This is a genomic window from Mesorhizobium sp. WSM1386 (assembly GCF_055901595.1).
Map to the genome: position 1 here is coordinate 2,973,121 of NZ_CM148373.1, position 24,914 is coordinate 2,998,034.

The following is a 24,914-nucleotide window of genomic DNA, read 5'->3' on the forward strand; positions in this document are numbered from 1 at the left end:
GAACGTTCGGCGGACGGTCCACATCCTTGCCTTGGCGCAATGGCGGGTACAAAACCGTTGCTTCAGCCGGCCGGCGCGGTCTCGATCTCCTGGAGATAAAACGTCTTGCTCGGCTGCAGATGGTCGACGCAGAGCTGCGCCAGCACCCAATTGTCCCGGCGCTTCATCGCCTCGATCATCATCCAGTGGTGTTTTCGCGAGACGTCCAGCTTTTCCCTGTCGGCCAGCGAATTGGCTCGCACCGGCAGGCTAAGGCGCATGTAGTGCTCGATCGAAGAGACGAGATAGGCGTTGCCGCAGGCCGAGAGCATGGTGAGGTGGAAGCGGTCATTGGCCTCGTGGATGCCGCGCAGATAGCCGTTATCGATATGGCCGCCATAGATATCGTGGATCTCCATCAGCTCCGCGATCAGCGCATCGCTGGCCGGCAAGCGGATCATCAGCGCGGCCTGGCGCTGCAGCATTTCGCGCACCTCGTAGATCTGCCGCACCTCGTCGGGTGAAAGCCGGCGCACCATGGCGCCCTTGTTGCGCTCACGCGTGACGATGCCGAGTTTTTCCAGCTGGTAAAGCGCCTGGCGGATGGTGTGGCGAGACACAGGGAAACGGGCGAGCAGCACGTCCTCGACCAGCCGCTCGCCCGGCGCCAGCCGGCCGAAGATGATGTCCTCCTCCAGCGCATGCACTGTATCGGCTTCCTTGCCGCCATAGTCGAAGGCGTTGAGCATCGCGAACCCTTGTGTTCTCATTGGCCCAGGCCAACCTCTCATTGGCCAGCAATGCTACTCTAGCGCTCACGCACAAGGCTTACCACAAGCTGGTCGACGCCCGGGTCATCGAGGCTGACAACTCTGGACATCTGCAGCGCCTGCCTCAGGCTGATCCTGCCAACCTGCTGGCGCATGATGACCGGTACGCAGACCGGGCCCACCGCGGTCAGAATGAAGGCGTTGCCGACCAGGACCGGTTCAGAGAAGGGCGCCCACTGGACGGCGACGATCGACGGTTCGCCGGTTTGGCGGCGGTTGATGCCGGCGAAGTAGATCCAGTTCAGGCGCGAGATCGCCACGCCATAGTGCCAGCCCGGCGCCCGCGCTCCGTCCTGGCGATGGCCTTCGGCCCACCGGGTCACGCGCCTGAAGGTCACCAGCTCGGCCTCGCGCCGCACGAAGGTGACCGACCGCATCAGAAGGTCGGGACGGTCGGGAACCGAAAAATAGGTGAAGTAGGTGCCGCCGGCGATGGCGGGAGAAGGGCCTTGCACCATGTTCTCGTAGAGCTTCTGGTGGAGCGGCGGCAGGGCAGGGTGTCCGGGCGCTGCAACGTCCGGCGCCCGGTACAGTTCATCCTCCTCGATGCGGAAATAGTCGCAGATCAGTCGCGCCGTGGCCCGATTGGGCACGCTCTTGCCTTGCAGGTAGCGCTCGAACTGCGAGCGGTTCATGTTCAATCCGCGGCACACGGCGGCGATCGACGCATGGCCGCTGACCAAGCGTCTGAGATTCGCGGCAAGATTCTTGCGGATTGGCACGACACCGCCCCGACAGACGTCCGAACCATTATTCAGTAAGTGCTTATATTCCGCCAATCTCGCACAGGATCGTGCTGCCGCGAATGGGACCTTCGACCAATACCGCACGACGGGCGGGCCAATACGAAAAGGCCCGCCACCGACGCGACTCGTGGCGGGCCTTCTGGAGTAGACCGGGCTCGCCTTCGCCCGGCTGTTTTAAGAAACCGCGCAGCGGGACGATCGTTCCATCAGAAGAAGCCCGCTACTTTGGGGGAAGTGGGCTTTCTCCATTCTGGCCAGGGCCAGGTCTTCGATGTGCCAAGTCTTCGATGTGCCAAGTCTTCGATTCAGTGCGGGCATACCGAGATCGGACAGGCGACCGCGGTGACCGCCGACAGCCTGTCGCGCTTCACCAGAAGCGGCTTCTGGTAGGTCTTTTTCATTTGAATCCCCCATGCCCCGATGCGCCTGACGTAAGCCCCCGCGTCCGGTTGTTGTCAAGTTGCCTCTGAAATAAAGAGACGCCCGCCAGGCGAAGCCTGGCGGGGTGTTGATTGGAGGAGTGACGGATCGAATGGGAGACGATCCGACTGAAAAACGCAAAGGCCGGATAAAGGTTCCAACGATCCGGGCCGCGCGCGCAGGTCAGTCTCCGCACTGGGAGATCGGACAGACAAGCGCCGTCACCGAGGACAGTTTTTGGCGCTTCAGAAGCGTCGGCTTTGCATAGCTTTTCTTCATTTTGTTCCCCTTTGCCCAAGTTTACCAGCTGGACTTGACGCTCAGGAAAGGGCCGATGTCAAAACGTTTCGTCTCCTGCAGCCCCGCACTCGTTGGAATTTCAGTTCTTGCTGATGCTAAAATCACGCACAGCAGCCGCAAAGCCGGTGGTCGTGGCCGTGATCTCGTTCTCGTCGGTCTGCTTGCCGCGTCTCGGCCTAGTTCCTGTCCGCCGGCTTCGAGCGCATCCTCGACACGGTCTCGCGCTCGGCGCGCTTGGAGCGCAGCGGCGGCAGGCCGCGGTCGATCAGGTCCATGTCCTCCAGCACCATGTCGCCCATGCGCTTGAAGGCGATGTCGAGCGCGCCGGCGCGGTGGGCGGAGCGCAGGAAGCCGGGGATGGCGCGGACGGGATGATCCTGCGCCAGTGGTTCCTCGGGGAAGACATCGCTGGCGGCGACGATGTGGCCGCTCTTGACCGCCGCCATCAGCGCTGGGAAGTCGACCACGCCGGCGCGGCTCAGCAGGATGAAGGCGGCGCCCTTGCGCATGCTGGCGAAGGCCTGGCTGCCGAGAAAGCCCTGGTTCTCGGAGGTCACCGAGGCGACGACGAAGACGAAGTCGCTCTGCGACAGCACGTCGTCGAGCGAGGCCGGCTCGACGCCGTTGTCGATCAGGATCGACGGCGGCAGCCAGGGATCGAACACTTTGGTGCGGGTACGAAATCCCGAGAGCAGGCGGTTCAGCGCGCGGCCGAGATCGCCGAAGCCGATGATGCCGACATCGGCGCCTGAAAGCAGCCGCGCCGTCAGGTTGCCGTCGCCGCCCCATAGCTCCTTGCCCTGTCGGAAGGCGAGGTCGGCATCGACGATGTTGCGGGCAAGGTTGAGCGCCATGGCAAGGCCAAGCTCGGCCACCGGCTCGGCGAAGACGAGACCGGTGGTGACGACATGGATGCCGCGGGCAAACAGCGTCTCGTAGGGCATGTTGTTGATGAGGTTGGTCTCGACATTGAAGACGCAGCGCAGCGCCTTCATCTGCGCCAATGTTTCTTCCGAGATCGGCGGCTGGCCGATGATGTAGCGTGCCCCGGCCAAAACATCGGCCGGCAGTTTGGCGACACCGTCGGCGGTCGTCTCGACGACGCGGTAGTTCGCCTTGAGACGTGCCAACTGCGGTGGCGTGAAGATCAGCTCGAGCGTGCGTGGTTCCGGCGCGCTGATGACCAGCGGCAAATCCTTGCTTGACATGACGATTCCTCCCGGCGCGATCCTCATCGCGTTCTCGGCGAGCAAAATACCGCCAGTGAAACGATTTACAACCACGAAAAATCGATTTACTTATTTCGGCAGCAGGTAAATGCGGGGCCTGCCCTCGGAGGAGGAGCAATGGCGCACAAGCAGGCCCAGCAGCGGCGTCCGTCGATCCACGACGTGGCAAGCCGCGCCGGCGTGTCCGCGGCCACCGTTTCCAAGGTCATGGCCGGCGTCACCACGGTGAAGCCGGAAAATGCGCAGCGTGTCTTCGATGCCGTCGAACAATTGGGCTACCGCGTCGATCCGCTGGCCTCCGACATGCGCCGGGCCAAGCGCCGCATCATCGGCGCCATCATGCCTGAATTCGAAAGCGAATTCTTCGGCCAGATGCTCACCCAACTCGAAAGCCTGGCAGAGCAGCGTGGCTACACGCTGGTGGCGGCGTCGAGCCGCGAATCCGAGGCGCGCGAAACGGAAATTCTCGCCCGCATGCATGACTGGCGGGTCGCCGGCGTCGTGCTGGCGCCGGTGCGCAACGAGCATGGCCCGGCGGCCGCGTTCATGAAGGCCAATGGCATGACCGGCGTGCTGATCGACCGTGTGCTCTCCGACGATGCCTTCGATACGGTCTCCGCCGACAGTGCCGCGGCCAGTGCCGAGGTGGCGCGCGACCTTCTCGGCAAGGGTCATCGCCACATATTGGTGGTCGGCCTTGGCGAACAGGCGGCGACGGTGCGTGCGCGCCTCGACGGCTTTCGCGCCACGGCGCTCGGACTGGCGCCGGATGTGCGCATCGATGTCGTGCTCGCCGAAACGGATGTCGAACCGCTGCGGGCACAATTGCGCGACTATTTTGCAAAAGGCGAGCGCCCGACGGCCGTGTACTCGCTGTTCCTCAAGGGCACGCTGGTTGCGCTGTCCGAATTCCGCCGCCGTGGCTGGCACTGCCCCAACGACATCTCGCTGATCGGCTTCGACGACGCCGAATGGATGCAGGTGACATGGCCGGCCATCGCCGCCGTCGTGCAGCCGGTGCGCCAGATCGCCGGCCATGCGATGGATGCGCTGTTCGCCAGGATTGAAGGCAAGGAGGGACCGCCGACGGCGCGGCTCGAGCCTTGCCGGGTCTTGATGCGGGAATCCGTTGGCAACGTCCCGCATTCCGGGTGAGGCTGAGATGAACGTTTTTGGACTGCACACATTTGCCATTGCGCCGGTCTGGGACCTGGACCTGATCGAGCCGCAGATGGAGCGGCTGAAGGGGCTCGGCATCGGCCTTTTGGAAATCCCGCTGCTGCGCCCTGATGAGATCGACACTCTGCGCACGCGCGCCTTTGCCGAACGGTGGAATGTCGAGCTTATTCCGTCGCTTGGACTGCCTGCTTCACTCGACGTGGTGGCGCGGCCTGACGAGGCGCTGGCCTTCCTCGAACCGGCCTTTGGCGTCTGCGCGGCGGTGGGCAGCGGAGCCCTTGGCGGCGTCACCTACGGCACGATCGGCAAGACCACGGGCCGTGCGCCGACGGCTGGCGAAATCGACGGCATGTGCCGCTTCCTGATGCGCGCGGCAAAGGCCGCCAGGGCGCATGGGCTGAAGCTCGGCATCGAGCCCTGCAACCGCTACGAGACGCATCTGATCAACCGCGGCGTCGACGCGGCGCGGATTATCGAGCGCGTCGGCGCCGACAACATCTTCATTCATCTCGACACCTATCACATGCATATCGAGGAGGAGAGTTTCGAGGCCGGCTTCCGCGCCGCGGCGCCCTATCTCGGCTATGTCCATGTCTCGGAAGCCAGTCGCGGCGTGCCGGGGCGCGGCATGCTAAACTGGGCGGCCTGCATGAAGGCCATATCGGAGATCGGCTACAGCGGCGCCATCACGCTCGAAAGCATGAACCATGTCGATGTCGACATTGCCGGCGGGCTCGCCGTGTGGCGGCCGGTGGCGGAAAATCCCGACGATGTGATTGGCGTGGGGCTGCCGTTCCTACGCGAGGAAGCGAGGAAGGCTGGGCTGCAGTTGGGGTGAGGACACGATCGAAGCTGTGAGAGTCCGTCCTGGCACAATTGACACAGCGCCGCGAAGCGGTTCTTCTGGGGCAGCATTCAACGCGGAGGGCACCATCCGGTGAAGAAATACGAGAAGCCAAGCTGGCAGAAGCGGGAAAGGCTTTCGGCCGTGTCGGCCGCGCCGGCGACGTCACCCGGTTCGAAGCCGCCGCCCTGAGCGGCCTGGCGCATTGGCCTTTCGAAATGCGAGGCGCGATCGGTCGATCGCGCCTTTTGCTTTTGGTGATGGCGTGACGCATCCTGAGACACCAAGGGCTTCCTTTTCCGCAGGGACGTGAGAAGGAAAGACACCTCGCTGCCCTCCACGGCGAGACAGGAATCCCTCACGCCATACCGGGCTGCCGCCGCGATCCCAGATGGCGCACCTTGCGGCCGATGATCATCAACTGGCGCGCGGTGTTGTTGCGCAGGCGCCGGACACGCCATTCCAGCCCGGTTTCGGTGGTGATCCGCTTGGCGTAGAAGCTCACACGCATGCCTTTCTCATCGGAAGTCACTTTCACCGGGTCGTCATAGAAGGCGTCGATCTTGTCAGCCGCCATGCCTGGTGTTTCCAGCCAGCGTGGAATGTGAACCGAGTGAAGCTGATCGACATCGATCATCACCCGCCCGATGCCGACGCCCGGCGTCGGGCATGTCGTGCAGAATGCGTCGCCGATGAAGACGACCCCGTCGCGGCGGTGGCCTTGCGTCGTGGTCAGATTGACCTGCCTGACCTCGACGGGGCTTGCTACTTCGAAGTTGCCGCACTGCGCCGAAATCTCGGGCATCAGTTCGCGTAGCATCTTCTGCGGATCGGCGCGAAAGTCCCTTGTCCATTGTTCGGCGACGGTGCGGTAGACGAACATGTTCGCCCGCATCTTGTTGCCGATCGGAAAGATGGTGAGGTAGGCGACACGGTCCTCGGCCCGCCTGCCGTAGCAGGTAAGTGCCTGATAGGTGCAATCACGCGGCGAGATGGCGAGGTCGAATCCCATCGAGAGCGAGTGGGCCTTGGATTCTTCGATGCGCTCGACGCCTATGGCGCGCCGCACCGCTTCGCTGTAGCCGGTGGCCACCACCAGCAGCCGGGCATTGATGACGGAGCCGTCGGCCAGCACAAGCCGCTGCCGGTCCGGTCCGGTCGAGACCTCGGTTACCTTGCCGACCGTCAATGGCACTTGGGGCGGCAAGGCATCACGCAGGCCGTTGATCAGCGAGCCATAGGAAAATGCGTATTCCCACTTCTTTTCACGTGCGAAGAATTGGCCGAGCCGGAAAACATAAAGATCGGAAAACGGGGTGACGAGCGGCATGACGGTCTTGTCGAGGCCGAGCTTCTCGAACAGCTGCATCTGATCCGCGCCGATCTTCTCGGCCCGGAACTCATCGTGATGAACGCGGTGCGGATCGATCAGCGCCACCTTGCGTCCGGCTTTTCCCAACAGCGTTGCCAGGCTGGTGCCGGCCATTCCGGCGCCTACGATCGCCACGTCGACTTCGGCCCCGCCAGCCTTAGCGATCGTCATTTCATTGCCCTTTCCGCTGGTCATCTTCCGTCTCCACAAGCTGTGGTGGGAATATCTTCCCGAGCCAAATCAACCTCAAGCAACCACCGCGAGCGGCTGGTAGTAACCAATGTTCAGGTTAATGACCGCCGCCTCTTTGTTTCCAGCGCGGCGCGATTGCCGAGCCATCGATGAATTCCAGGCCGCCCGCCTCGTTGAGCGTGTGCAACTTGCGGCCACTCCATAGCGCACCAGGGGTTAAGATCGTCTCGACAACCTGCTCCATGCCGTTCAAATCGAGGTGAGCGATGCGGGCGATACCAAGGGCCGCGCCATAACTCCTGCGGCAGTCCTGCACAGGACGCAGCAGGTCGTTGCCGCGTTTGACCATGCGGCCCGCCGGCCGCGCCGAGGCGATATCGATCAGCACGGGATTTTTGGGGTGCGGTGTCCATGGCCCGCGAAAGTCGGGCGCCGACCACAGATGCAGCGCGTCGGAGAACGCGCCGCCGCCATCGCGGACGGTGGCGAACAGCCACCAGCGCCCGCCATGCTCGACCAGGGTGGCATCGCTGGCCACGATGTCGGACAGCAGCGTCGCTTCCTTGACCCATCCGCCGGGAAAGGCGGTGGCGCGGTAGAGATCGACCGTGCGGTTGGCGCAGCTTTCCGGCACCATCCAGACCTGGCCGTCGCGCTCGAAGACGAAGGGGTAGGAGAGGTGGTAGGGCAGGTCGAGCACGGGCTCCGGTCGGCCAACCGGGCCTGACGGGCCGAACGGCACGGCGGAGATGATGGCCTTGCCGAGACGATGGATATAGTCCTCGACGAACAGGATCACCTTTCCCTGGTAGAGGATCGGGAACGGATCGGCGTAGAAGCGGCTGCCGTCGTCGGGCAACACTTGCCAGCCGGTTGCCGGATGGGCGCGCAGGTCGAACAGATCCCGCCCGCCGGTCTCGCGCCAACCGACCTTCCAGTGCGGGGCGTTGTAGCAGAGGTGGTAGATTTTCTGGACAATGCGCCGCGCCAGCGCCTTGCCCGCCCTGACACCGAGCTTGGCGGTAGAGGGTATTTGCAGTGGGACGCCAGCCTGCGCTGGCTCGGGCAGGACGGGTAGGGCGGCATGCGCCGCGCCGGTCATTGCCGCGACGATCAGGCTTGCCGTGCGTGCCAGCATATCCAGGAAGGAGGCCAGTGCGATGCCGCCATATTCGGTGCCTAGACGTCCTTCGGCGATAGTGGTGTCATTCTCCTCGATGCGGGCAATCGGCGTGCGTCCGTCGAGGATCAGCGCCAGTAGCGCCGCTTCGCCGGCGACGCCGTCATAGGTTACGCGCCAGACGCGGGCTGCTTCCAGCTTCACGTCGCCACAAAGGTCGATCACCAGGTCCGGTGACGCGGAGGGCTGCGTCGCCTGGTAGGGCGCGAGCGCCGAAAGCGGCAAGCGTTTGGCCAGCCCGTTGGCGGGCAGGCCATGAATGGCCGTCTCAAGCTGAAACAGCGCCGCGGCGCTGCCTGGAATGCCGCCTTCGGCCGGCCTGACGTCGACGGAAACCTGCGCCGTCGCCGTCAGGCGCTGCAGCAGGTTCAGGTGAAAGGCACGCAGGCCCTCGCTGTCCAAACGCAGGCTCACCTGCATGTCGCACCCCTAGCATTCTGACGTTCGGTATCTGGCTGGTCGAAAATTGGGCATTGGAAATTGCCGGACGGGCGGGGTCGGGTGAAAATCTGCCCCATTTCCATTCGTTTCCCGCTCGCCCGCGCCGTGTCAACACACCCGTGCCTTTACTACGCAAACTTCGTGCCAGAAATCTTAAGACTTCCCAATATAATTAACAGTGTTTTAACAGTTGGAGGAATAGCTAGAACCACGCCGCAATTTGATCTTTGCAGGCAGATGGAGTGTTGTCGGAGCGACCCTTGCAATCATCCCTGCTCTCGATGCCGCAACAACACCCTCCCGAGGTGATGCAATACGCTCCGGAGGCAGTGCCGGCGCCGTCTTACGCACCCTCGACCGTCGAACTCGGTGACGTGAAGCGCATATTGGTGCGCCGCCGTTTCCTGATCCTGGCGACCGCCGCGCTGTTGACCCTCGTGACGCTGCTCTATGGGTTGTTCACCCCGGCGCTCTATAGCTCGGTGGCGGAAATCATCATCGATCCGCAAGACCTGCAGGTGGTCAACAACGACGTCAATCCGAGCCGGGTTCCGCCCGATGGCGGCATCACGATCGTGGAAAGCCAGGTCAGCGTCGTTCAGTCGACGGGCGTGTTGCTCAGGGCGATCCAGGCGACCAACCTGACCGAGGATCCCGAATTCAACGGGCAGGGCGGGTTACTGAGCCGTTTGCTCGGCGGCTTGCTAGGTTCAGGATCGGCCGAAACCGACAAGACGGGGAAGACGCTCGATGCGCTGCGCCGGGTGCTGGCGGTGAAGCGGGCCGACAAGGTGCTGGTCCTCGACGTGATCGTCACGGCCAAGAGCGCCGACAAGGCGGCAAAGCTCGCCAATGCCATCGCGCAGGCCTACCTGGCCGATCAGGCCGCCGCGCGCGCGAAGATGGCCACGGATGCTTCCGATTCCATCGGCGCGCGGCTGGAGGAACAACGCAAGCGCGTCCAGAAGGCGGAGAATGCCGTCGAGGCCTACAAGTCCGCCAACAACATGGTGATGGCGGCGGGCAATCTGGTCAGCGACCAGGAACTGACCGAGATCAATACGCAGCTTTCGGCGGCACAGAGCCGCACCGCGACGCTGAAGGCGCAGGTCGACCAACTGCGCAGGTCCGGCGGTGCGCCGGAGGCGACCTCCGAGGCCATGCGTTCCTCGGTGATTTCGAGCCTGCGGGCGCAGGAGGCAACGCTTGTCGACCAGGTTTCGCAGCTCGGCACGGAACTCGGGCCGCGCCACCCTTCAATGATCGCGGCGCAGCAGCAGCTGCGCGATACGCGTGCGCTCATCGCGCGTGAACTCGGCCGCATCAGCGCCGCCGCCGAAACCGACTACGAGCGGGCGCTGGCCAACCAGCAGGCGCTCGAAGCCAAGGTCGCCGGCATGAAGAGCAAGTCGCTCGATACCGACCAGGCCTCGGTCAAGCTGCGCGAATTGCAGCGCGATCTCGAGGCGCTGCGCTCCGTCTACGCCACCTATCTGCAGCGGGCGCAGGAAACGCGCGAGCAGGTCAATGTCGACAGCACCAATGCGCGCATCATCTCCAAGGCCATGCCCGCCCTGAAGAAGAGCTGGCCGCCTCTCGCGCTGTTGCTTGTCGGCGCGATCTTCGGCGGCCTGGGCCTGGGCACCGGCCTGGCGCTGATCGCGGAATATTCCTCGCCGACGGTGCTTTCCAGCAATCAGATGCAATCGGCCATCGAAGCCCCGGTGCTGGGCGTGCTGCCGGCAAAGTCGGGCGGTCGCCGCTGGTGGCCTTTCGGCGGCGCGGCCACACCGGCCAGCCAGAAGATGGATGCGGTCGCGGGGCTGGCGCTCCGGCGCATGTTCTCTTCCGGCCGGCGTCCGCCGAACTGGCCGCTGGTGCCGTCCATCCTGGTGACGTCGCCGCCCGAGGACGCCGCACAGCGCGGCAGGGTGGCGCGCCTGCTCGCCAATGCAGCGGCCGCCCGGGGCAGCCGCGTCCTGTTCATCGACGTCAATGCCGGCGGCCACCAGAAGGACCCGCAACCCGGCCTGCTCGACGTGCTGCGCGGCGAATACGCCTTCGAGGCGCTGAGCCAGTACAGGCCCGGCAGCAATGTCGCGGTGTTGGGCAGGGGCCGGCCGACCGCGGTCTTCCAGGAGGCGCAGGGCGCCTATTTCGCGCAGCACATGCTGGCCCAGGCGAGCCGCAGCTTCGAGCTCGTCGTCATCGATGGCGGCGCGCTGGCCGATAATCTCAACGCCTCGCCGCTGGTGTCCATGGTCGACGAGATCCTGATCGTCGCCACGCTGAATTCGACACCAATGCGCGATGTCACGGCAGCCACGCAGGCCATTTCGGTCATGGGGCGGCTGCCGACAGGCGCGATGCTGGTCGACGAGGCGGCCTGACATGGCTGCCGTCCGGGCCACCAACCCGGCAGCCAGCTGGACAGAAGCTGGTCAAGCCGCCGCGCCCCGCGCCGGCAGCTCCGTCGACTTGGTGACCCGCTTCGGATTGGTCGCGACGGTGGCTTTGCTGTTCGCCGTCTCGGGCGGCATGCTATGGCTGGTGGGCTACAATTATGACGGCCTGATCGGCAATCCGGCGACCAAGATCCACCCGTCCACCTATGTATTGGTGCTGGCGTTTGTCTGGCGCTCATGCACGTTCGGCAATCCGGTCGGCTACACCATCCATGTCGCCGACAGGCGGCCGGCCAGCGCATTGCTGGCAGTCATTTCGATCTTTTTGCTGATCATCGTCATCGTCAGGCAACGCCCCGGCATGGCCGGCATGATCGACACGTTCGTGACACCGGCGCTGCTGGTGATGATGCTGAGCGAGAACGACGAACGGACCTTCGCCCGGCTGCAGACGGTCGTTCATGCGATCATGACGGCGAATGCAGTGCTGGCGCTGTTCGAATTCGCGACCAAGACGCTGATCTTCCCCTACCGGCTCGACGGCGTGATGTTCGTCTCCGACCTACGCTCGACCGCCCTTCAGGGGCATCCGCTGGCCAATGCCACGATCACCTCGATCTATGTGCTGGCGCTGCTTTCGGGCTCACGATCGCTGTCGATGCCGATGCGGCTCGGGCTGGTCGGGTTGCAATTCGCCGCGCTGGTCGCGTTCGGCGGGCGCTCGGCGATGGTGACGACGATTGTTCTCGGTGGCATCTATTTGCTTGTCAGTGGCGTGGCTTACCTGCGGCGAGGACGCATCAGCCTGCCGGGTGCGGCCCTTGCGGTCATGCTCGCCTCGCTGCTGCCGGTCGTGTTCGCCATGCTGTTCTCCTACGGCTTCTTCGATGCACTGCTCGAGCGCTTCGTGTCGGACAGCGGCAGCGCCAATGCCCGCGTCGAAATGTTCGAGCTCTTCAAGCATCTGGAACTGCGCGACCTGATCGTCGGGCCCGATATCGATCTCCTCGAAAGCATGCGCCGCATCAGCGGCCTCGAGCAGGGCATCGAGAATCCGATCATCCGCCTGGTCCTCTACCAGGGCGCGTTCTTCACCTTGCTGATGCTGCTCGGCTTCACCTTGTTCATGCACGAGGTCGCACGCCGCTGTCATCCCGGCATCTGGCTGCCGATGCTGGGTTGGCTGATCCTGCTCAACACCTCCGAGAGCCTTGCCTCCAAGACGACGCTCATGACTAAATTCGTGGCGATCGCGCTGGTGCTGTACAGGCCGGCGCGGGGTGCGGTGGGGCAAAGGGTGCAAGGGATGCACCGACTTCAGACGCAACCCCGCGTTTCGTCATCCTAGGGCGGAGCAAGGAGCGAAGCGACGCGGCGCAGACCCTAGGATCCATGCCGGGACGTTGAGGCGTCACAGCGGCGCAGAATGCTCACCATCCCGTGCCGAGGAAAAGTTCGAACCACTCGGGATTGGTCTTTTCGATCAAGTCGATTTTCCACTGGCGTGCCCAACGCTTGAGGGACTTCTCGCGCTGTATAGCGTCGGTGATGTCGAAGTATTCTTCGTACCAAACAAGGCGCTGCACACCGTAGCGACTGGTGAAGCCCGCGCCATGGCCAGACTTGTGCTCCGGGATGCGGCGGCCGAGGTCATTCGTAACGCCGATATAGATCGTGCCGCGCTTCTGGCTTGCAGTCATGTAGACATATCCGGTCATGCGTGACTTGTGCTCGCGTGGGATTCAGGGACCGCTGCATTCTACCGCAACCTCACGGCATGGATCCTAGGGTCTGCGCCGCGTCGCTTCGCTCCTTGCTCCGCCCTAGGATGACGAAGAGAGGGGAGGCGCTCGGCCACTTTCGGCCGCCAGTTCTACTCCGGCATCCTCAACCCAAGCGCCTCCACCATCGCCGGGTCGAGCGCGCGCGTGGTGTCGTCCATCATGCCCATGCCGTCGAAGAGGTCCCAGAAGGCCCAGGGGAAGCCGAACGACTCGGCGCTCTGCCTGACATCTGCGATGTAGCGGGCGCGATCGGGATTGGGCGCTGCCACATAACGCGCGTCGGTGCGCAGCGCGCCGAATTCGCCCAGGACGACACGGTCCGGTGCAATGCCATGGCTGTCGGCCCAGTCGCGCGCCTGGCTGAGATATTTGTCGATCAACCAGCGGTCGGGCCGGGCGTCGAAATAGACCTTCAGCACGCGCTCGGTTTCCGCGTAGGCGGCTTTCTTGTCCGCTTCGGAGGTCTCGGTATCCTCGGCCATGCGTGCCCTGACGGAGGCCAGCGTCGCGTCGAGCGAACCAGCGGAGGCCGGCCACGGCACATTGTTCAGCGCGCGGTAGACGGGCTCGCGCATCCAGGGCGCGCCCTGGTGGCTGAACAGATAGGGCTCGTAAAAATGAAAGGTGAACAGGATCGGCTCGAAGGCAACCAGCGGTTCGGGATCGAGCGCCGCCAGCCCGCTCACCATCGAGCCGCAGCCGCCGGTGACGACGATCGGCAAGGTCGCGGACGATGCCCTGGCCGCCGTCAGAAGGGCAAGCTGGACCTGCGACCAGACGTTGGAATCGCAGGATTGCGGCGGTTCATTGACCGGCTCCAGCGCCACCATGCCCGGCGTGAACCGCGCGAGCCTGCCGGCAAGCTCGCCGACCAGCGCCCGATAGGCCGCGAATTCGAGCGCCGCGGTGCTGGAGACCATGCGGTCGGGGTTCCAGTAGTGGGTGGCGCCATTGGCCTGGACGTTGACGATTATGCCGAGACCGGCGTCGATTGTGGCGGTGACGGCCGCGTCGAGCATGTCCAGCAACTTGCCGCGCGTGGCGGCGTCGGCTGCCAGGAACGGGCCGGGATCGACGGGCAGGCGGATGAAATCGAGTCCGGTCTTGCGCAGCCGGCGAAGATCCTCTGGTGTCGGCACCGGTCGCTGCGATTGGAACGGCGGCCAGGCATAGTCGGTGCGCGGTGCCGGAAATTCCCGCGTCAGCGCAAACCAGGGCCAGGCGTTGACGCCACGGCGAAAGCGCCATTCGCCACGGGCGGCGAGGGCGGGCGTTGCCGACGAAAGCGGTGCCAGCGCCACTGCTGCCGGCGCCAGCGACAGCGCCGTCCTGAGAACCCGCCGTCGGGACCAGCCCGTCATACCGCGCCGGCCGAGGGACGGTCGATCGCGACCCTCTCGGCAGCGGTTACGCCGAGAAGCCGGTAGGCTTCATTCTCGTAGGCGACCAGGACATCCTCCCAGCGGAAGGCTTCGCGGGCGCGCGTCCTCGCTGCCTCACCGCAGGCCTTGACCAGGGTGTCGTCCTCCAGCGCCTGCTGCATCCGCTCGGCGCAGCTCTGCGTATCCTTGAAGAAGATGGCGGCGGCACCCGCGGTCCACCTGTTGTACGGATTGTCGTGGGCGATCACCATGTTGCCGGCGGCCAGCGCCTCGACCAGCGAGGGGTTGGTGCCGCCGACCGTGTGGCCATGCAGATAGGCGCGCGCGTGATACCGCAGCGCCTTCACCGTCGCCTGGTCGTAGATGGCGCCCGGCAGGACCACAGAGGCGTTCGCCGCCTTGCGGATGGCGACATGATAGGGGATTTCGTCGGAGAGCGTGCCCAGCACCACCAGCTTCATGTCGCGCTTTTGGCCGCAGAAGGCCTCGACGATCGGCAGGATGTTGTTGTCGGGCTCGATGCGCGCGATCGAGATCAGGTATTTGCCGGGCTCGAGGCCGAGCGCACGAACCGGCGCCTCCGGTGCCGCCGTCACCGGGTCGGCGCCATAGGCGATGGTGGTGATGGCACTGCGCGGCCGGCGCGTCGCCAGATGGTCTGCGATGACAGGATGGTCGGCGACCAGGCGGTGCGAGGCCCAGGCGCCGATCCACTCGTTGAGCCAGAACCATGTGCGTGCCGCCGGTCCCCATTTTGGGCGGCGCCATTCGATGCCGTCCATGTTGGTGATGATCTTGCGTCGCATCAGCCTGAGCCAGGTCAGGAAGACCGCGCCATTGTAACCGAGCACCAGGCATACGCCGGGCCGCCGGGCGGCGTCGAGCACGCATTGCCAATCGAATTCCAGCGTCGCGCGCGGTCCTTTCGAGGCGACCTGGATGTGAATGAGTTCGATGCCGCGCCAGGTTTCGGTGCGCATCCTCCGGTCGACCCGCTCGACCTCCTCCTGGCAGTAGACGCCGACCTTCCAGCCTCGCCCGGCAAGGAAAAGCGCCAGCTTCTCGGCGAAGGTTTCAAAGCCGCCATGGGCCGCGGGGATGCCGCGGGTCCCCAGGATCAGGATGGAAGGCTTTTCCGATTTCATGGTTGTTGGCGCTTTCAGAGAGGTTCTTTATATTAGCAATTGCTGCATTAATAATTAGAGACCGGCAACTTCCGTGCCATCCCACAATCTTCGCGTTTGGGCAGGTGATCATCGCTCCGGGTTGTAAAAAAACAGTGTTGGACCGGTGATTGTTTCATTCTCGGTCAACCCTTCTGTGCGTAGCTGCATCGAAACGAGGCAGTGCCATGGTTGGTTGGCCGGCGGCCGGGCAGATCAAGCCAGGCATGATTTTTGCGTAGCGGTTTCTGCACGCCGTCAGTCAATGCGATGGTGCAGCACCTGGCGGGATACAAAGATGCGGATTGCCTGCGTTCATCAGGGATATGAACTCTATGGTTCAGACCGCAGCTTCGCGGAGAGCGTCGCTGCGTTGCGCGCGGCGTTTCCGTCCGCCGACATCGAAGTCGTGCTGCCGCGCAGCGGCCCGATCGTAGGGATCCTCGAACCGCATGCCAGCCGCATCGTCTTCGAGCCGCTGTGGGTGCTGAGGCGCCAGGCCATCGCGCGCCTTGCCACCGTCGAGATGGCACGACTGCCGGTTGCCGTGCTGAGAGCATGGCGGCGGCTCAGGAATTGCGATCTCACCTATGTCAACACCTCGATCGTCGCTGATTACGCGTTGGCCGCCCGCTTCCTGCCCAGCAAGGCGGTGCTGCACATCCATGAAATTCCCGAAGGCGCCATGCGTCGGATCCTCGTCGGCCTGATGCACTGGAGCCATGCCGATCTCATCTTCAACTCGCGCGCAACCCGCGCCGCATTCGGTGAGCCCAAATCCGCGCGCTCGCATGTCGTCTACAACGGCGTTGCCGGCCCGCCGGCGGCCGAAGCGATGACCTATGACGGCAAGCGCCCGCTGCGGGTGTTGCTGCTTGGCCGCATCAACCGGATCAAGGGCCAGGAAGTGCTGCTCGAGGCGATCGCCTCCATGCCGGCGGAGCTCAAGTCGAGGATCGAAGTGCGGCTGGTCGGCGGCGCCTTCGAAAGCGTCGAGCGCGAGCGCGCCTTGGCCGAACTGGTCGGCAGCATGGGCCTGACCGGGCGTGTCAGTGTCCTGCCTTTCATACCGGACCCTTCGGAGCATTATCGCTGGGCCGACATCGTCACCGTGCCGTCGCGACGCCCCGAATCGCTGGGCCGTGTCGCCATCGAGGCGATGGCCTATGGCCGGCCGCCGCTGGTGTCGGCGATCGGTGGACTGGTCGAGGTGGTCAGCGACGGCGAGACCGGCTGGCATGTGCCGCCAGGCGACGCAGCGGCGCTGTCGAGGAAATTGCAGGAGATCATCCTTACCCCCGAGGCCTGGCGCGGTTTTATCGCCGCAGGCCGCGCGCGCTACGAGGCGGTCTTCAGCGAACCGGTCGCGGCGGCCGCGATCGCGGCGATCGCCGCCGACAAGCTGAAGGCAACCATGGCAAGGCCGGGCAGGGCGGCAAGCAGTCGCCAGGCGGAGACACGATCGTGAGATTCCCGGGCCATCTGGTGCGGCGCCTCGTGCTGATGGTCGGCGGCGAGGCGATGCAGAGCGGCTTTCACTTTGCCCTCAACCTGACGCTGCTGCACATGCTGTCGGCACAAGGCTACGGCCTGTTCGCCATTGGCATGGTGATGGGCGGCGTCGGCCTGTCTTACATCAGATCGCTCACCGCCGTTCCCGCCTCGATCTGGATGAGCAAGAGCACTAACAGCGCCGGCGTCGACGCCCATGATGTCGCCTTCGGGACGGCGGCGGTGGTGGTGGCGCTGCTGATGGCCATTGGCACCGCGATCCTGATGCGCGTCCTGGGCGATCCGAGCGGCATCGCCGCCGGCTGCTTTGTCGGCGCGTGGTCGTTGCGCAGCCACATGCGCACGGCATTCTTCGCCCGTCGCCAGCAGGTGGTCGTCTCCATCAGCGACGCCGCCTTCACCATCGCCGGCACCGTCCTGACCGGGTTCACCATCTGGTTCGCCCAGGGCGCGCTGCAGACGGTGTTCTATGCTCTCGCCGCGGCGAATGTGTTTGGCATCGTCGTCCTGGTTCGGCTGGCGCGCCGCACGATCCGCATCAGCTTCCGCATGCCGACGCGGCGGCGTTATGCCAGGCTCTGGCCCCAGCTGCGGTGGTCGGGTTTCAGCGCCACCACCACCAACATCCAGGGCCAATGCCTGGCGCTGCTGGTTGCCGGCATTGCCGGGCCTGCCGCCTATGCTCCGCTGGCGGCGGTGCTGGTGCTGTTTGCCCCGCTGCGCATCATCAGTCTTGCCTTCGTGAACATGACGCAGCCGGAGCTGGCGAAGCTGATGCGGAACAACGAAACGGCCCGTGTCTGGGCGCAGGCAAAAATCTGGTCGCTCGTCATGGGGCTCGGCGGCCTGGTTTATGGGTGCGCCATCATGGCGGTCTTGCCGATGATAAAATCCCAAGCCCTACAGGATGCCTCGGTGGGCTTCATCGGAGTGTTCGTGATCGCGAATTTTGTCCCGATCATGCTCTACATCATGCCCCGCATCGTGCTCGAGATCCTCGGCGATTTCCGCATCGTCGCGTTCATCACGACGGGCGGCGCGATCGTCGGGCTGGCGCTGATCGCGATCCTGCTGGCCATAGCCTCTCCACCTTGGTCGCTGGCGGGTTCCGCGATCTCGGAGATCTTCGTGCTCGTGGCATCATGGTATTTCGTGCGTCATCGCATGTGGAACATCGAGCACCCGGACCAGCAGCGCAACAGCCGGCCGGGCACTTGGCGGCGAGCGGTCCCGTTCGCCGCGGCAAAGCGGTAGGAGATGGATTTGACAGGCGAGGCAGTGCAAATTGCTGCGGTGGACGGCCTGCCCGGCGGGCAGGTCTCCCAACCTGCCGCTGTCTCTGCGAACGGCGCCTACACGGCGCGATTACACACAAGCCTCGAGGCGGTCAGGCCGCTCTGGCTGCGCTTCCAGGCGGATGGTGTCTGCACCGCCCACCAGCATTTTGCCTGGGTCGAGGGGATCGTGGCGCGGCTGATGCCGGCCGGCGCGGAGGCGCTCATCGTTGAAGTAAACGACGCGGTGACCGGCGCGCCCCTGATGCTGGTGCCGCTGATGCTGCGGCCAGCCTTCCGCCATCGGGTGATCGAGTGGCTGAGCTGCGGCGTCTGCGACTATTCGGCGCCGCTGCTGGCCGACGCGAGCGTGTGGACCGCACAATCCGCACAAGCCGCGTGGACGGCAGTGCGTTCCGTGCTGCCGCCGGCGGACCGTGTCCACATCATGGGAATTCCGCCGCGGATCGACGGCGTCGCCAATCCACTGGCCTTGCTCGCGGCCACGCGCGATTCCATGCAGACCACTTATGGGCTCGCCATCGACGGCGACCCGGAAACCGTCCTCAAGCGCCTGTGCAGGCCATCCTTCGTCAAGGAATTCGGCAAGGACTGGCGCCGGCTCGAACGGCTCGGCGGCCTGGAGTTTGTCGAGGCCGACACACCCGCCCTGGTCGAGCTCATCTTCGACGGTCTGGTCCGGATGCGACTCAACCGCTTTCGCGAAATGGGCCGTTTCGACCTGCTGACGCAAGAGCCGGTTGTCGATTTCTATCGCAAAGCCGCCCTGCAGGGCCTGTCGGACGGATCGGTGCGGCTCTTCGGGCTGCGCGTTGGCGAGGCTCTGATCGCCGCTCAATATCTGGTCGTCCATCAAGGCACTGTTCACGCTTTGCTGATAGCGATAGACCAGAATGCGGTTCCCAACGTCTCACCTGGCCTTTTGATCATGGGCAGGCTGATAGGCTGGGCGCGCGAGCGGCGGTTCGATTATTTCGATCTGTCGGTCGGCAACCAGGGCTATAAGGGACATATGGGCGCCAAGGGTTCGGTGCTGGCCGAGCTTCGCCAGGGGGTTACGATGCGTGGCAGTGTCGCGGGCGCTGCCATCGAGTTCCGCAACCGGGCCGAGGCCTTCGTGCGCTCCAACCCAAGGCTGCTCAAGGCGGCCCAGGGACTGATGCGAGGCTTGCGGCGTTTGCGTGGGGGATCCAGCGAGCCGCAATGACAGGAGAAGCATGTGGCAAGCTACGCGATGCGAACGACTCCGACAGCGGATTTGCCCGATGGCTCGCCTTCTCCGACTGTCGCCGGTGCTGCTGCAACCCAGCGCTTTACGGCCCGGCTGCACACCAGCTTCGACACGGCAAGGCTGCTATGGCTGCTCGTTGAGGCGCATGGCCTGTGTACTGGCCACCAGAGCCTTGCCTGGGTGGAAGGAATCGCCAAACGGCTGATGCCCAAGGGCGCCGAGTTGCTCGTCGTCGAAGTCAACGACGCCGCCACCGGCGCGCCTGTCATGCTGCTGCCGCTGATGCGGCGCCGGGCACTCGGCCACACTGTGATCGAATGGCTGAGCCGCGGCGTATGCGATTATTCGGCACCGCTGCTGGCGGACAAGAGAGAATGGACCACGCAAAGTGCCGACGCAGCCTGGGCCGCGATCCGCTCGGTGTTGCCGCCGGCGGACCGCATCCACATCGCGGGCATCCCGAAACAGATCCACGGCGTCGCCAATCCGCTGGCGCTGCTTTCGGTGGCGCGCGACTCGATCCAGATCGCCTCGGGCCTCGTCCTTCACGGCGAACCGGAGACGCTGATCAAGCGCATCTGCAAATCGTCCTTCGCCAAGAATTTCCACAAGCATTGCCGCCGCTTCGAACAAATGGGCGGGCTCGCCCTGGTCGAGGCCGACACGCCGGCGCTGACGCAGGAACTCTTCGACAAGCTCCTCGAACTGCGGCTGAAACGGTTTCGTGAGCTCGGGCGTTTCGACCTCCTGACCCAGGCGCCGGTCGTCGACTTCTACCGCGACGCGGCCCTGCGGGGCCTGACCGACGGATCGGTGCGGATCTTCGGGCTGCGTGTCGGTCAAGATTATCTCGCCGTCATGTACGCGCTGATCATGAAGGGCACAATTCACGCCCTTCTGCTCGGGATCGATCAGGACGCGGTCGCCAACGCTGCGCCGGGCCTGACCATGATCGGCAAGCTGATGATGTGGGGACGTGCGCGAGGGCTCGACTATTTCGACCTGTCGGTCGGCGGCCAGGGCTACAAGCAGCATATCGGCGCGTCGAGTTCGGTGCTGGCCGAACTGTGCGTGCCGATAACGCTGCGGGGCAGGGGCTCGACCGCCTATATCAGGCTGCGCGGGAAGACCGAGCTTTTCATTCGCTCCCGGCCAGGGCTGTTCAAGGCCGTGCAGGGTGCGATGCGCCGTTTGCGGCGGTTGAAGGACTGAAGCCAGTTCACAGCGGCTCGGTATCGAAAAGCAGCATCGCCGCGAGATCGTCATCGCCGGCGAGTTTGCGCCTGTCCACGGCGCAGGCCCGGCCGATCTCGCTGGCAAAGGCGCTGCGGATGGCCTCCAGGCTGTCGAAATAAAGCGTCGCCACGATGTAGGGCACCTCGCCCTGCAGGACATTCACGATCGGCCGCCGGCTGATCTCGTAGCGTTGCAGGCCGGGAAGCTGCTTGGCCAGCGGCACGTGGATGTCGAAATAATACCGGTCGAAGGCAGCCGGATCGGCGGGGGTTTTGTAGATGACAAGCATCTTGGCCATTGTGGTGCTCCCATTGTCTGGCGTGATCGGCGCCGCGATGTTCATCGCCGCCGCACCAATGTCGTTCCAGGAGAACGGATTTCGACAGCGGTCTCATGTTTTGATTCAGGCCGAGGCCCAAACCTCTTCAAAAGCCTGGCAGAATTTGACTGAGCTGCGCGAAATTGACAGGACCGTGCGTCTCCGTCATCCTTGAGGCCAGTCGCCGGGCCGCGGGAGCGGCCGTGTTGCGTGTCAGGGCGACCGAGGGCAGCGTCATGTTCAGTCCCGTCACCGGCCAGAATGCCAAGCGCGCCGCGGTGCGCAAGGCGCTCGACCGCCACAAGGTCTACATCACCGCGCAGAGCTTTTCAGACGGCGCCTACCGGGCGCGCGTGTTGGTCGACGGCGAGGCCTATTGGGTGGATGAGTTCCGGCTGAGCCAGCTGCAGCAAGGATTGACCCCGGCCGAGCTCGAGCTGACGCCGGTTGCTGACGATTGAGCGCGTGATCCCCACTCCTTCCGGAACGCTGGCGGGACAGCACCCCCCTCTGTCCTGCCGGACATCTCCCCCGCAAGGGGGGAGATCGGCAGCTTCGAGCTTGGCGTCTCTTCTTCGCCATCGGAGATTGGCGAAAGCATTCGCGACATCCAATCTCCCCCCTTGCGGGGGAGATGTCCGGCAGGACAGAGGGGGGTGTGACGGAACGAGACGCTGGTACTTGGTTGCCATACTTCGCTCCATGCCATGACCACGTCTCCGAAACTGAAAACCTATCGCGCCAAGCGCGAGTTCTCCAAGACGCCGGAGCCGGCGGGCGCGCTGATCACCGCTCACGGCAACCGCTTCGTTGTCCACAAGCATCACGCCACCGCTGATCATTACGATCTCAGGCTGCAGGTCGGCGATGTGCTGAAGAGCTGGGCGGTGCCGCGCGGGCCCTCGCTCAACCCGGCCGACAAAAGGCTGGCCGTCGAGACCGAGGACCATCCGCTCGAATATATCGACTTCGAGGGCGTCATCCCCGAAGGCGAGTATGGCGGCGGGCCGATGATCGTCTGGGACACCGGCACCTGGGCGCCGATGGACGATGTCGAGAAGAGCCTCGGGACAGGCGCCTTCAAGTTCCGGCTGGCCGGCGAAAAGCTCAATGGCGGCTGGATGCTGACCAGGCTGAAGCCCAAACCCGGCGAGGATGAGAACAAGAAAAACTGGCTGCTGTTCAAGGAGCGCGACCTTGCCTCCGATACCGCACTCGACATCCTGGAAGCGCGGCCGGAAAGCGTGAAATCCGGATTGCGCATCGAGGAACTGGCGGCGTCCGCGAAACCGGCGGCCAGATCCGCGCCCAAGCCCGGGTCACTGAAGCCGGGCACGCTGCCCGGCGCGGTCAAGGCGCGGGCGCTGAGCCGAATCGAGCCGCAACTGGCGACACAGGTGCTGAAGCCGCCGGGCGGCGAAAGCCCAGCCGAGAACACAAACGAGCTCTGGCTGCACGAGATCAAGTTCGACGGCTATCGCACCATGGCGCATCTCACAGACGGAGCGGTGAGATTGATGACCCGCGCGGGCATCGACTGGACGAAGCGCTATGGCGATCTTCCGCATGCCTTTGCCAAACTGCCGTGCCGTGAGGCCATCATCGACGGCGAGATCGTCGTGCTCGATGGCCGAGGTATCAGCCGCTTCGCGCTGCTGCAGGATGCGCTGGCCGAGGGCGCCGGCAGCAAGCTGCATTTCTATGCCTTCGATCTCCTGCATCTCGATGGCTGGGACCTGATGAAGGCGCCGCTCCTTCGGCGCAAGGCGCTGCTGGCCGAACTGCTTGGCGGGCTGGGCGCCAACTCCGCCATCCAGTTCTCCGACCATGTCGAAGGTTCCGGGCAGGGGCTATACGATCAGGCTTCGGAGCTCGGGCTGGAAGGCGTGGTCTCCAAGCGGGCGACCGCGACCTACCAGAGCGGCCGCACCAAGAGCTGGACCAAGACCAAGGCGCGGCAGACCGGCGATTTCGTCATCGCCGGCTTCACCATATCCGACGCGGCCGAGGGGCTCGCCGCGCTTGGCCTTGCCGAATTCGAGGATGGCGAGCTGCATTATCGCGGCAAGGTCGGTACCGGTTTCGATGCCGAAACCGCCGCCGACCTGCTCGCCCGGCTGGAGACGCTGACATTGGGCGCGACCGCGCCGGAAGGCGTGCCGCGCGAGATCATGCGCGAGATGAACTGGGTGAAGCCGTTGTTCTCGGCCCACATCCACTATGCCAACCGCACATCAGACAATGCGCTGCGCCACGCGGTGTTCCGGGGCCTGCGGGATGTCGGCTTGTCGACGCCGGTTTCGGCCAAGCGCAAAAGGCTGATCTCGGAGGCGGACCTCGCCACCATCTGGGTAACCAACCCGACCCGGCGGCTGTTCGGCAAGACCGGGCCGACCAAGCTCGATATCGCCGTCTACTACGCGCTGGTCGGCGACTTCATGCTGCCACATATTCTCGGCCGTCCGGTGTCGCTGGTGCGCTGCCCGACCGGCCTGCCCAAGGACTGTTTCTTCCAGCGCCACGCCTTCACCGGCATGCCGCCTTCGGTGGCGACGTTCGAGGCGACCAATTCCGACGGCGAGACCAAATCCTACCTCTCGGTTGAAGGCGCCAAGGGCTACCTCGCGCTGGCGCAGTTCGGCGTTGTCGAGTTCCACACCTGGGGCACGCATCGCGCCAACCTCGACAAGCCCGACCAGATCGTCTTCGACCTCGACCCCGGCGAGGGGATTTCATGGCGCGAGGTGGTCGAGGCCGCCGTCCACATCAAGGGCGAGCTGGAGCGGCTGGGATTGGTGCCCTTCGCCAAGACTTCGGGCGGCAACGGCATCCACATCACGGTTCCTGTGACGCGGAAGCAGAATTGGAAGAAGCTGCACCAGGCAACCAGCGCCATCTCGACCCATCTGGCGGCGACGGCGCCTGACGCCTTCACCACCACAATGGGCAAGGAGAACCGCAAGAAGCGCATCTTCATCGACTATCACCGCAACGCGCGCGGCCACACCTCGGCGGCTCCCTATTCGCTGCGCGCGCGCACCAACCTGCCGGCCTCGACGCCGGTGAGCTGGGGCGATCTGGAGACGATCGATGCGCCGCAGGACCTGAACTATTCCTCACTGCCGGGGTTGTTGGAAACGTCGGGGGATCCTTGGGCGGAGATCGAGGAGTTCGCGCGGGATTTGCCCGCCCTTCTTTCGTCATCCTAGGGCGAAGCAAGGAGCGAAGCGACGCGCGCAGACCCTAGGATCCATGCCGCGACTTAAGGGCGCCGCGACGGTGCAAAACGCTCACCAACCAGTTCCGCGAAAGAGCTCGAACCATTCCGGATTGGTCGTCTCGACCAGTTCGATCTTCCACTGCCGTGGCCAGCGTTTCAGGGACTTCTCACGTTGAATGGCATCAGTAATGTCGAAATACTCTTCGTACCAGACCAGGCGTTGCACACCGTAGCGACTGGTGAAGCCTGAGCCTTGGCCGGACTTGTGCTCGGGTACGCGACGACCGAGGTCGTTGGTGACACCGATGTAGATTGTGCCACGCTTTTGGCTTGCGGTCATGTAGACGTAACCGGTCATGTGGCCACGATAGCGGGTGGCGCGATCTACGGCTATTCTGATCCGCCGCATTCTTCGATCGATGTCACGGCATGGATCCTAGGGGCTGCGCCGCGTCGCTTCGCTCCTTGCTACGCCCTAGGATGACGAAGAGCATTATCGACGCTTCATACAATTTGAACTATCCTCCGCTCCCGACCCTTCCAGCGCGCTAAAACATTTCGTCAGGGATTTGCCGGTATTGTGCGGGGTCGGTGTAGGATTTCCACGGCGCCAATCGTCCTTCGGACGAAAGCGCTGCAGTTCTTTGTCAGTGCA

The 24,914-nt window shown here is 64.3% G+C and carries 22 protein-coding genes; 11 read left to right on the plus strand and 11 right to left on the minus strand.

Annotated features, from left to right (window positions below):
• Positions 1-62: 62 nt before the first annotated feature.
• From AC0NIH_RS14565 to AC0NIH_RS14575, 3 genes are all read right to left on the minus strand, one after another.
• The gene (locus AC0NIH_RS14565) at positions 63-728 is read right to left on the minus strand and encodes a GntR family transcriptional regulator (RefSeq protein WP_023767173.1); all 666 of its coding nucleotides are present in this window, start codon (positions 726-728) and stop codon (positions 63-65) included.
• 59 nt (positions 729-787) lie between these two features.
• Complete coding sequence (locus tag AC0NIH_RS14570) at positions 788-1,531, minus strand: helix-turn-helix domain-containing protein (RefSeq protein ID WP_023780236.1); 744 nt, start codon at positions 1,529-1,531, stop codon at positions 788-790.
• A gap of 920 nt (positions 1,532-2,451) precedes the next feature.
• Positions 2,452-3,483, minus strand: coding sequence for a hydroxyacid dehydrogenase (locus tag AC0NIH_RS14575; RefSeq protein ID WP_031250560.1), 1,032 nt, complete (start codon positions 3,481-3,483; stop codon positions 2,452-2,454).
• A gap of 138 nt (positions 3,484-3,621) precedes the next feature.
• Between AC0NIH_RS14575 and AC0NIH_RS14580 the strand changes: the two genes are divergently transcribed.
• Positions 3,622-4,659: a LacI family DNA-binding transcriptional regulator gene (locus AC0NIH_RS14580; RefSeq protein WP_023767176.1), complete on the plus strand. Its 1,038-nt coding sequence runs from the start codon at positions 3,622-3,624 to the stop codon at positions 4,657-4,659.
• Positions 4,660-4,666: 7 nt separating this feature from the next.
• Positions 4,667-5,521 carry a sugar phosphate isomerase/epimerase family protein gene (locus AC0NIH_RS14585; protein ID WP_473467742.1) on the plus strand — a complete coding sequence of 285 codons (855 nt, stop codon included), beginning with the start codon at positions 4,667-4,669 and terminating at the stop codon, positions 5,519-5,521.
• A gap of 77 nt (positions 5,522-5,598) precedes the next feature.
• Here the strand turns inward: AC0NIH_RS14585 and AC0NIH_RS14590 are convergent, their stop codons facing one another.
• From AC0NIH_RS14590 to AC0NIH_RS14600, 3 genes are all read right to left on the minus strand, one after another.
• Positions 5,599-5,733: a hypothetical protein gene (locus AC0NIH_RS14590; protein WP_280940356.1), complete on the minus strand. Its 135-nt coding sequence runs from the start codon at positions 5,731-5,733 to the stop codon at positions 5,599-5,601.
• A gap of 152 nt (positions 5,734-5,885) precedes the next feature.
• On the minus strand, positions 5,886-7,094 hold the full coding sequence (locus AC0NIH_RS14595) for an FAD-dependent oxidoreductase (RefSeq protein WP_473467745.1): 1,209 nt from the start codon (positions 7,092-7,094) through the stop codon (positions 5,886-5,888).
• A 94-nt stretch (positions 7,095-7,188) separates the two neighbouring features.
• Positions 7,189-8,691 carry a glucosamine inositolphosphorylceramide transferase family protein gene (locus AC0NIH_RS14600; RefSeq protein ID WP_473467747.1) on the minus strand — a complete coding sequence of 501 codons (1,503 nt, stop codon included), beginning with the start codon at positions 8,689-8,691 and terminating at the stop codon, positions 7,189-7,191.
• A gap of 281 nt (positions 8,692-8,972) precedes the next feature.
• On the opposite strand from AC0NIH_RS14600, the gene AC0NIH_RS14605 reads away from it, so the two are divergent.
• The gene (locus AC0NIH_RS14605) at positions 8,973-11,102 is read left to right on the plus strand and encodes a GumC family protein (RefSeq protein ID WP_473467749.1); all 2,130 of its coding nucleotides are present in this window, start codon (positions 8,973-8,975) and stop codon (positions 11,100-11,102) included.
• A gap of 1 nt (position 11,103) precedes the next feature.
• On the plus strand, positions 11,104-12,465 hold the full coding sequence (locus AC0NIH_RS14610) for a VpsF family polysaccharide biosynthesis protein (protein WP_473467751.1): 1,362 nt from the start codon (positions 11,104-11,106) through the stop codon (positions 12,463-12,465).
• 82 nt (positions 12,466-12,547) lie between these two features.
• Here the strand turns inward: AC0NIH_RS14610 and AC0NIH_RS14615 are convergent, their stop codons facing one another.
• From AC0NIH_RS14615 to AC0NIH_RS14625, 3 genes are all read right to left on the minus strand, one after another.
• Positions 12,548-12,835 carry a GIY-YIG nuclease family protein gene (locus AC0NIH_RS14615; protein ID WP_473467753.1) on the minus strand — a complete coding sequence of 96 codons (288 nt, stop codon included), beginning with the start codon at positions 12,833-12,835 and terminating at the stop codon, positions 12,548-12,550.
• 155 nt (positions 12,836-12,990) lie between these two features.
• The gene (locus AC0NIH_RS14620; protein ID WP_473467755.1) at positions 12,991-14,262 is read right to left on the minus strand and encodes a glycoside hydrolase family 5 protein; all 1,272 of its coding nucleotides are present in this window, start codon (positions 14,260-14,262) and stop codon (positions 12,991-12,993) included.
• On the minus strand, positions 14,259-15,428 hold the full coding sequence (locus AC0NIH_RS14625; RefSeq protein WP_473467757.1) for a DUF1972 domain-containing protein: 1,170 nt from the start codon (positions 15,426-15,428) through the stop codon (positions 14,259-14,261). Before AC0NIH_RS14625 ends, AC0NIH_RS14620 begins: the two co-directional genes overlap by 4 nt.
• A 316-nt stretch (positions 15,429-15,744) precedes the next feature.
• On the opposite strand from AC0NIH_RS14625, the gene AC0NIH_RS14630 reads away from it, so the two are divergent.
• The 4 genes from AC0NIH_RS14630 to AC0NIH_RS14645 are packed head-to-tail and all read left to right on the plus strand — an operon-like array spanning position 15,745 to position 20,696.
• Positions 15,745-16,914 (plus strand): glycosyltransferase, encoded by a 1,170-nt coding sequence (locus AC0NIH_RS14630; RefSeq protein WP_473467758.1) that lies wholly within the window; start codon positions 15,745-15,747, stop codon positions 16,912-16,914.
• On the plus strand, positions 16,911-18,212 hold the full coding sequence (locus tag AC0NIH_RS14635) for a polysaccharide biosynthesis protein (RefSeq protein WP_473467760.1): 1,302 nt from the start codon (positions 16,911-16,913) through the stop codon (positions 18,210-18,212). The genes AC0NIH_RS14630 and AC0NIH_RS14635 overlap by 4 nt, the downstream gene beginning before the upstream one ends.
• Before the next feature lie 3 nt (positions 18,213-18,215).
• Positions 18,216-19,460 carry a GNAT family N-acetyltransferase gene (locus tag AC0NIH_RS14640; protein WP_473467761.1) on the plus strand — a complete coding sequence of 415 codons (1,245 nt, stop codon included), beginning with the start codon at positions 18,216-18,218 and terminating at the stop codon, positions 19,458-19,460.
• Between the two features lie 12 nt (positions 19,461-19,472).
• Positions 19,473-20,696, plus strand: coding sequence for a GNAT family N-acetyltransferase (locus tag AC0NIH_RS14645; RefSeq protein WP_473467763.1), 1,224 nt, complete (start codon positions 19,473-19,475; stop codon positions 20,694-20,696).
• Positions 20,697-20,703: 7 nt separating this feature from the next.
• Here the strand turns inward: AC0NIH_RS14645 and AC0NIH_RS14650 are convergent, their stop codons facing one another.
• Complete coding sequence (locus AC0NIH_RS14650) at positions 20,704-21,018, minus strand: EthD family reductase (protein WP_473467765.1); 315 nt, start codon at positions 21,016-21,018, stop codon at positions 20,704-20,706.
• On the opposite strand from AC0NIH_RS14650, the gene AC0NIH_RS14655 reads away from it, so the two are divergent.
• The 3 genes from AC0NIH_RS14655 to ligD all read left to right on the plus strand — a co-directional run bounded on the left by AC0NIH_RS14655 (position 21,011) and on the right by ligD (position 24,248).
• Entirely contained in the window at positions 21,011-21,214 is a 204-nt protein-coding gene (locus AC0NIH_RS14655) for a hypothetical protein (RefSeq protein ID WP_473467766.1), read from the plus strand. The two genes, AC0NIH_RS14650 and AC0NIH_RS14655, sit on opposite strands and share 8 nt — an antisense overlap.
• Positions 21,215-21,275: 61 nt before the next feature.
• Positions 21,276-21,500 (plus strand): hypothetical protein, encoded by a 225-nt coding sequence (locus tag AC0NIH_RS14660; protein WP_473467795.1) that lies wholly within the window; start codon positions 21,276-21,278, stop codon positions 21,498-21,500.
• 246 nt (positions 21,501-21,746) lie between these two features.
• The gene (gene ligD / locus AC0NIH_RS14665; RefSeq protein WP_473467768.1) at positions 21,747-24,248 is read left to right on the plus strand and encodes a DNA ligase D; all 2,502 of its coding nucleotides are present in this window, start codon (positions 21,747-21,749) and stop codon (positions 24,246-24,248) included.
• 81 nt (positions 24,249-24,329) lie between these two features.
• Here the strand turns inward: ligD and AC0NIH_RS14670 are convergent, their stop codons facing one another.
• Positions 24,330-24,617, minus strand: a complete 288-nt coding sequence (locus tag AC0NIH_RS14670) for a GIY-YIG nuclease family protein (protein ID WP_023767193.1) — start codon at positions 24,615-24,617, stop codon at positions 24,330-24,332.
• Between the last annotated feature and the right edge of the window lie 297 nt (positions 24,618-24,914).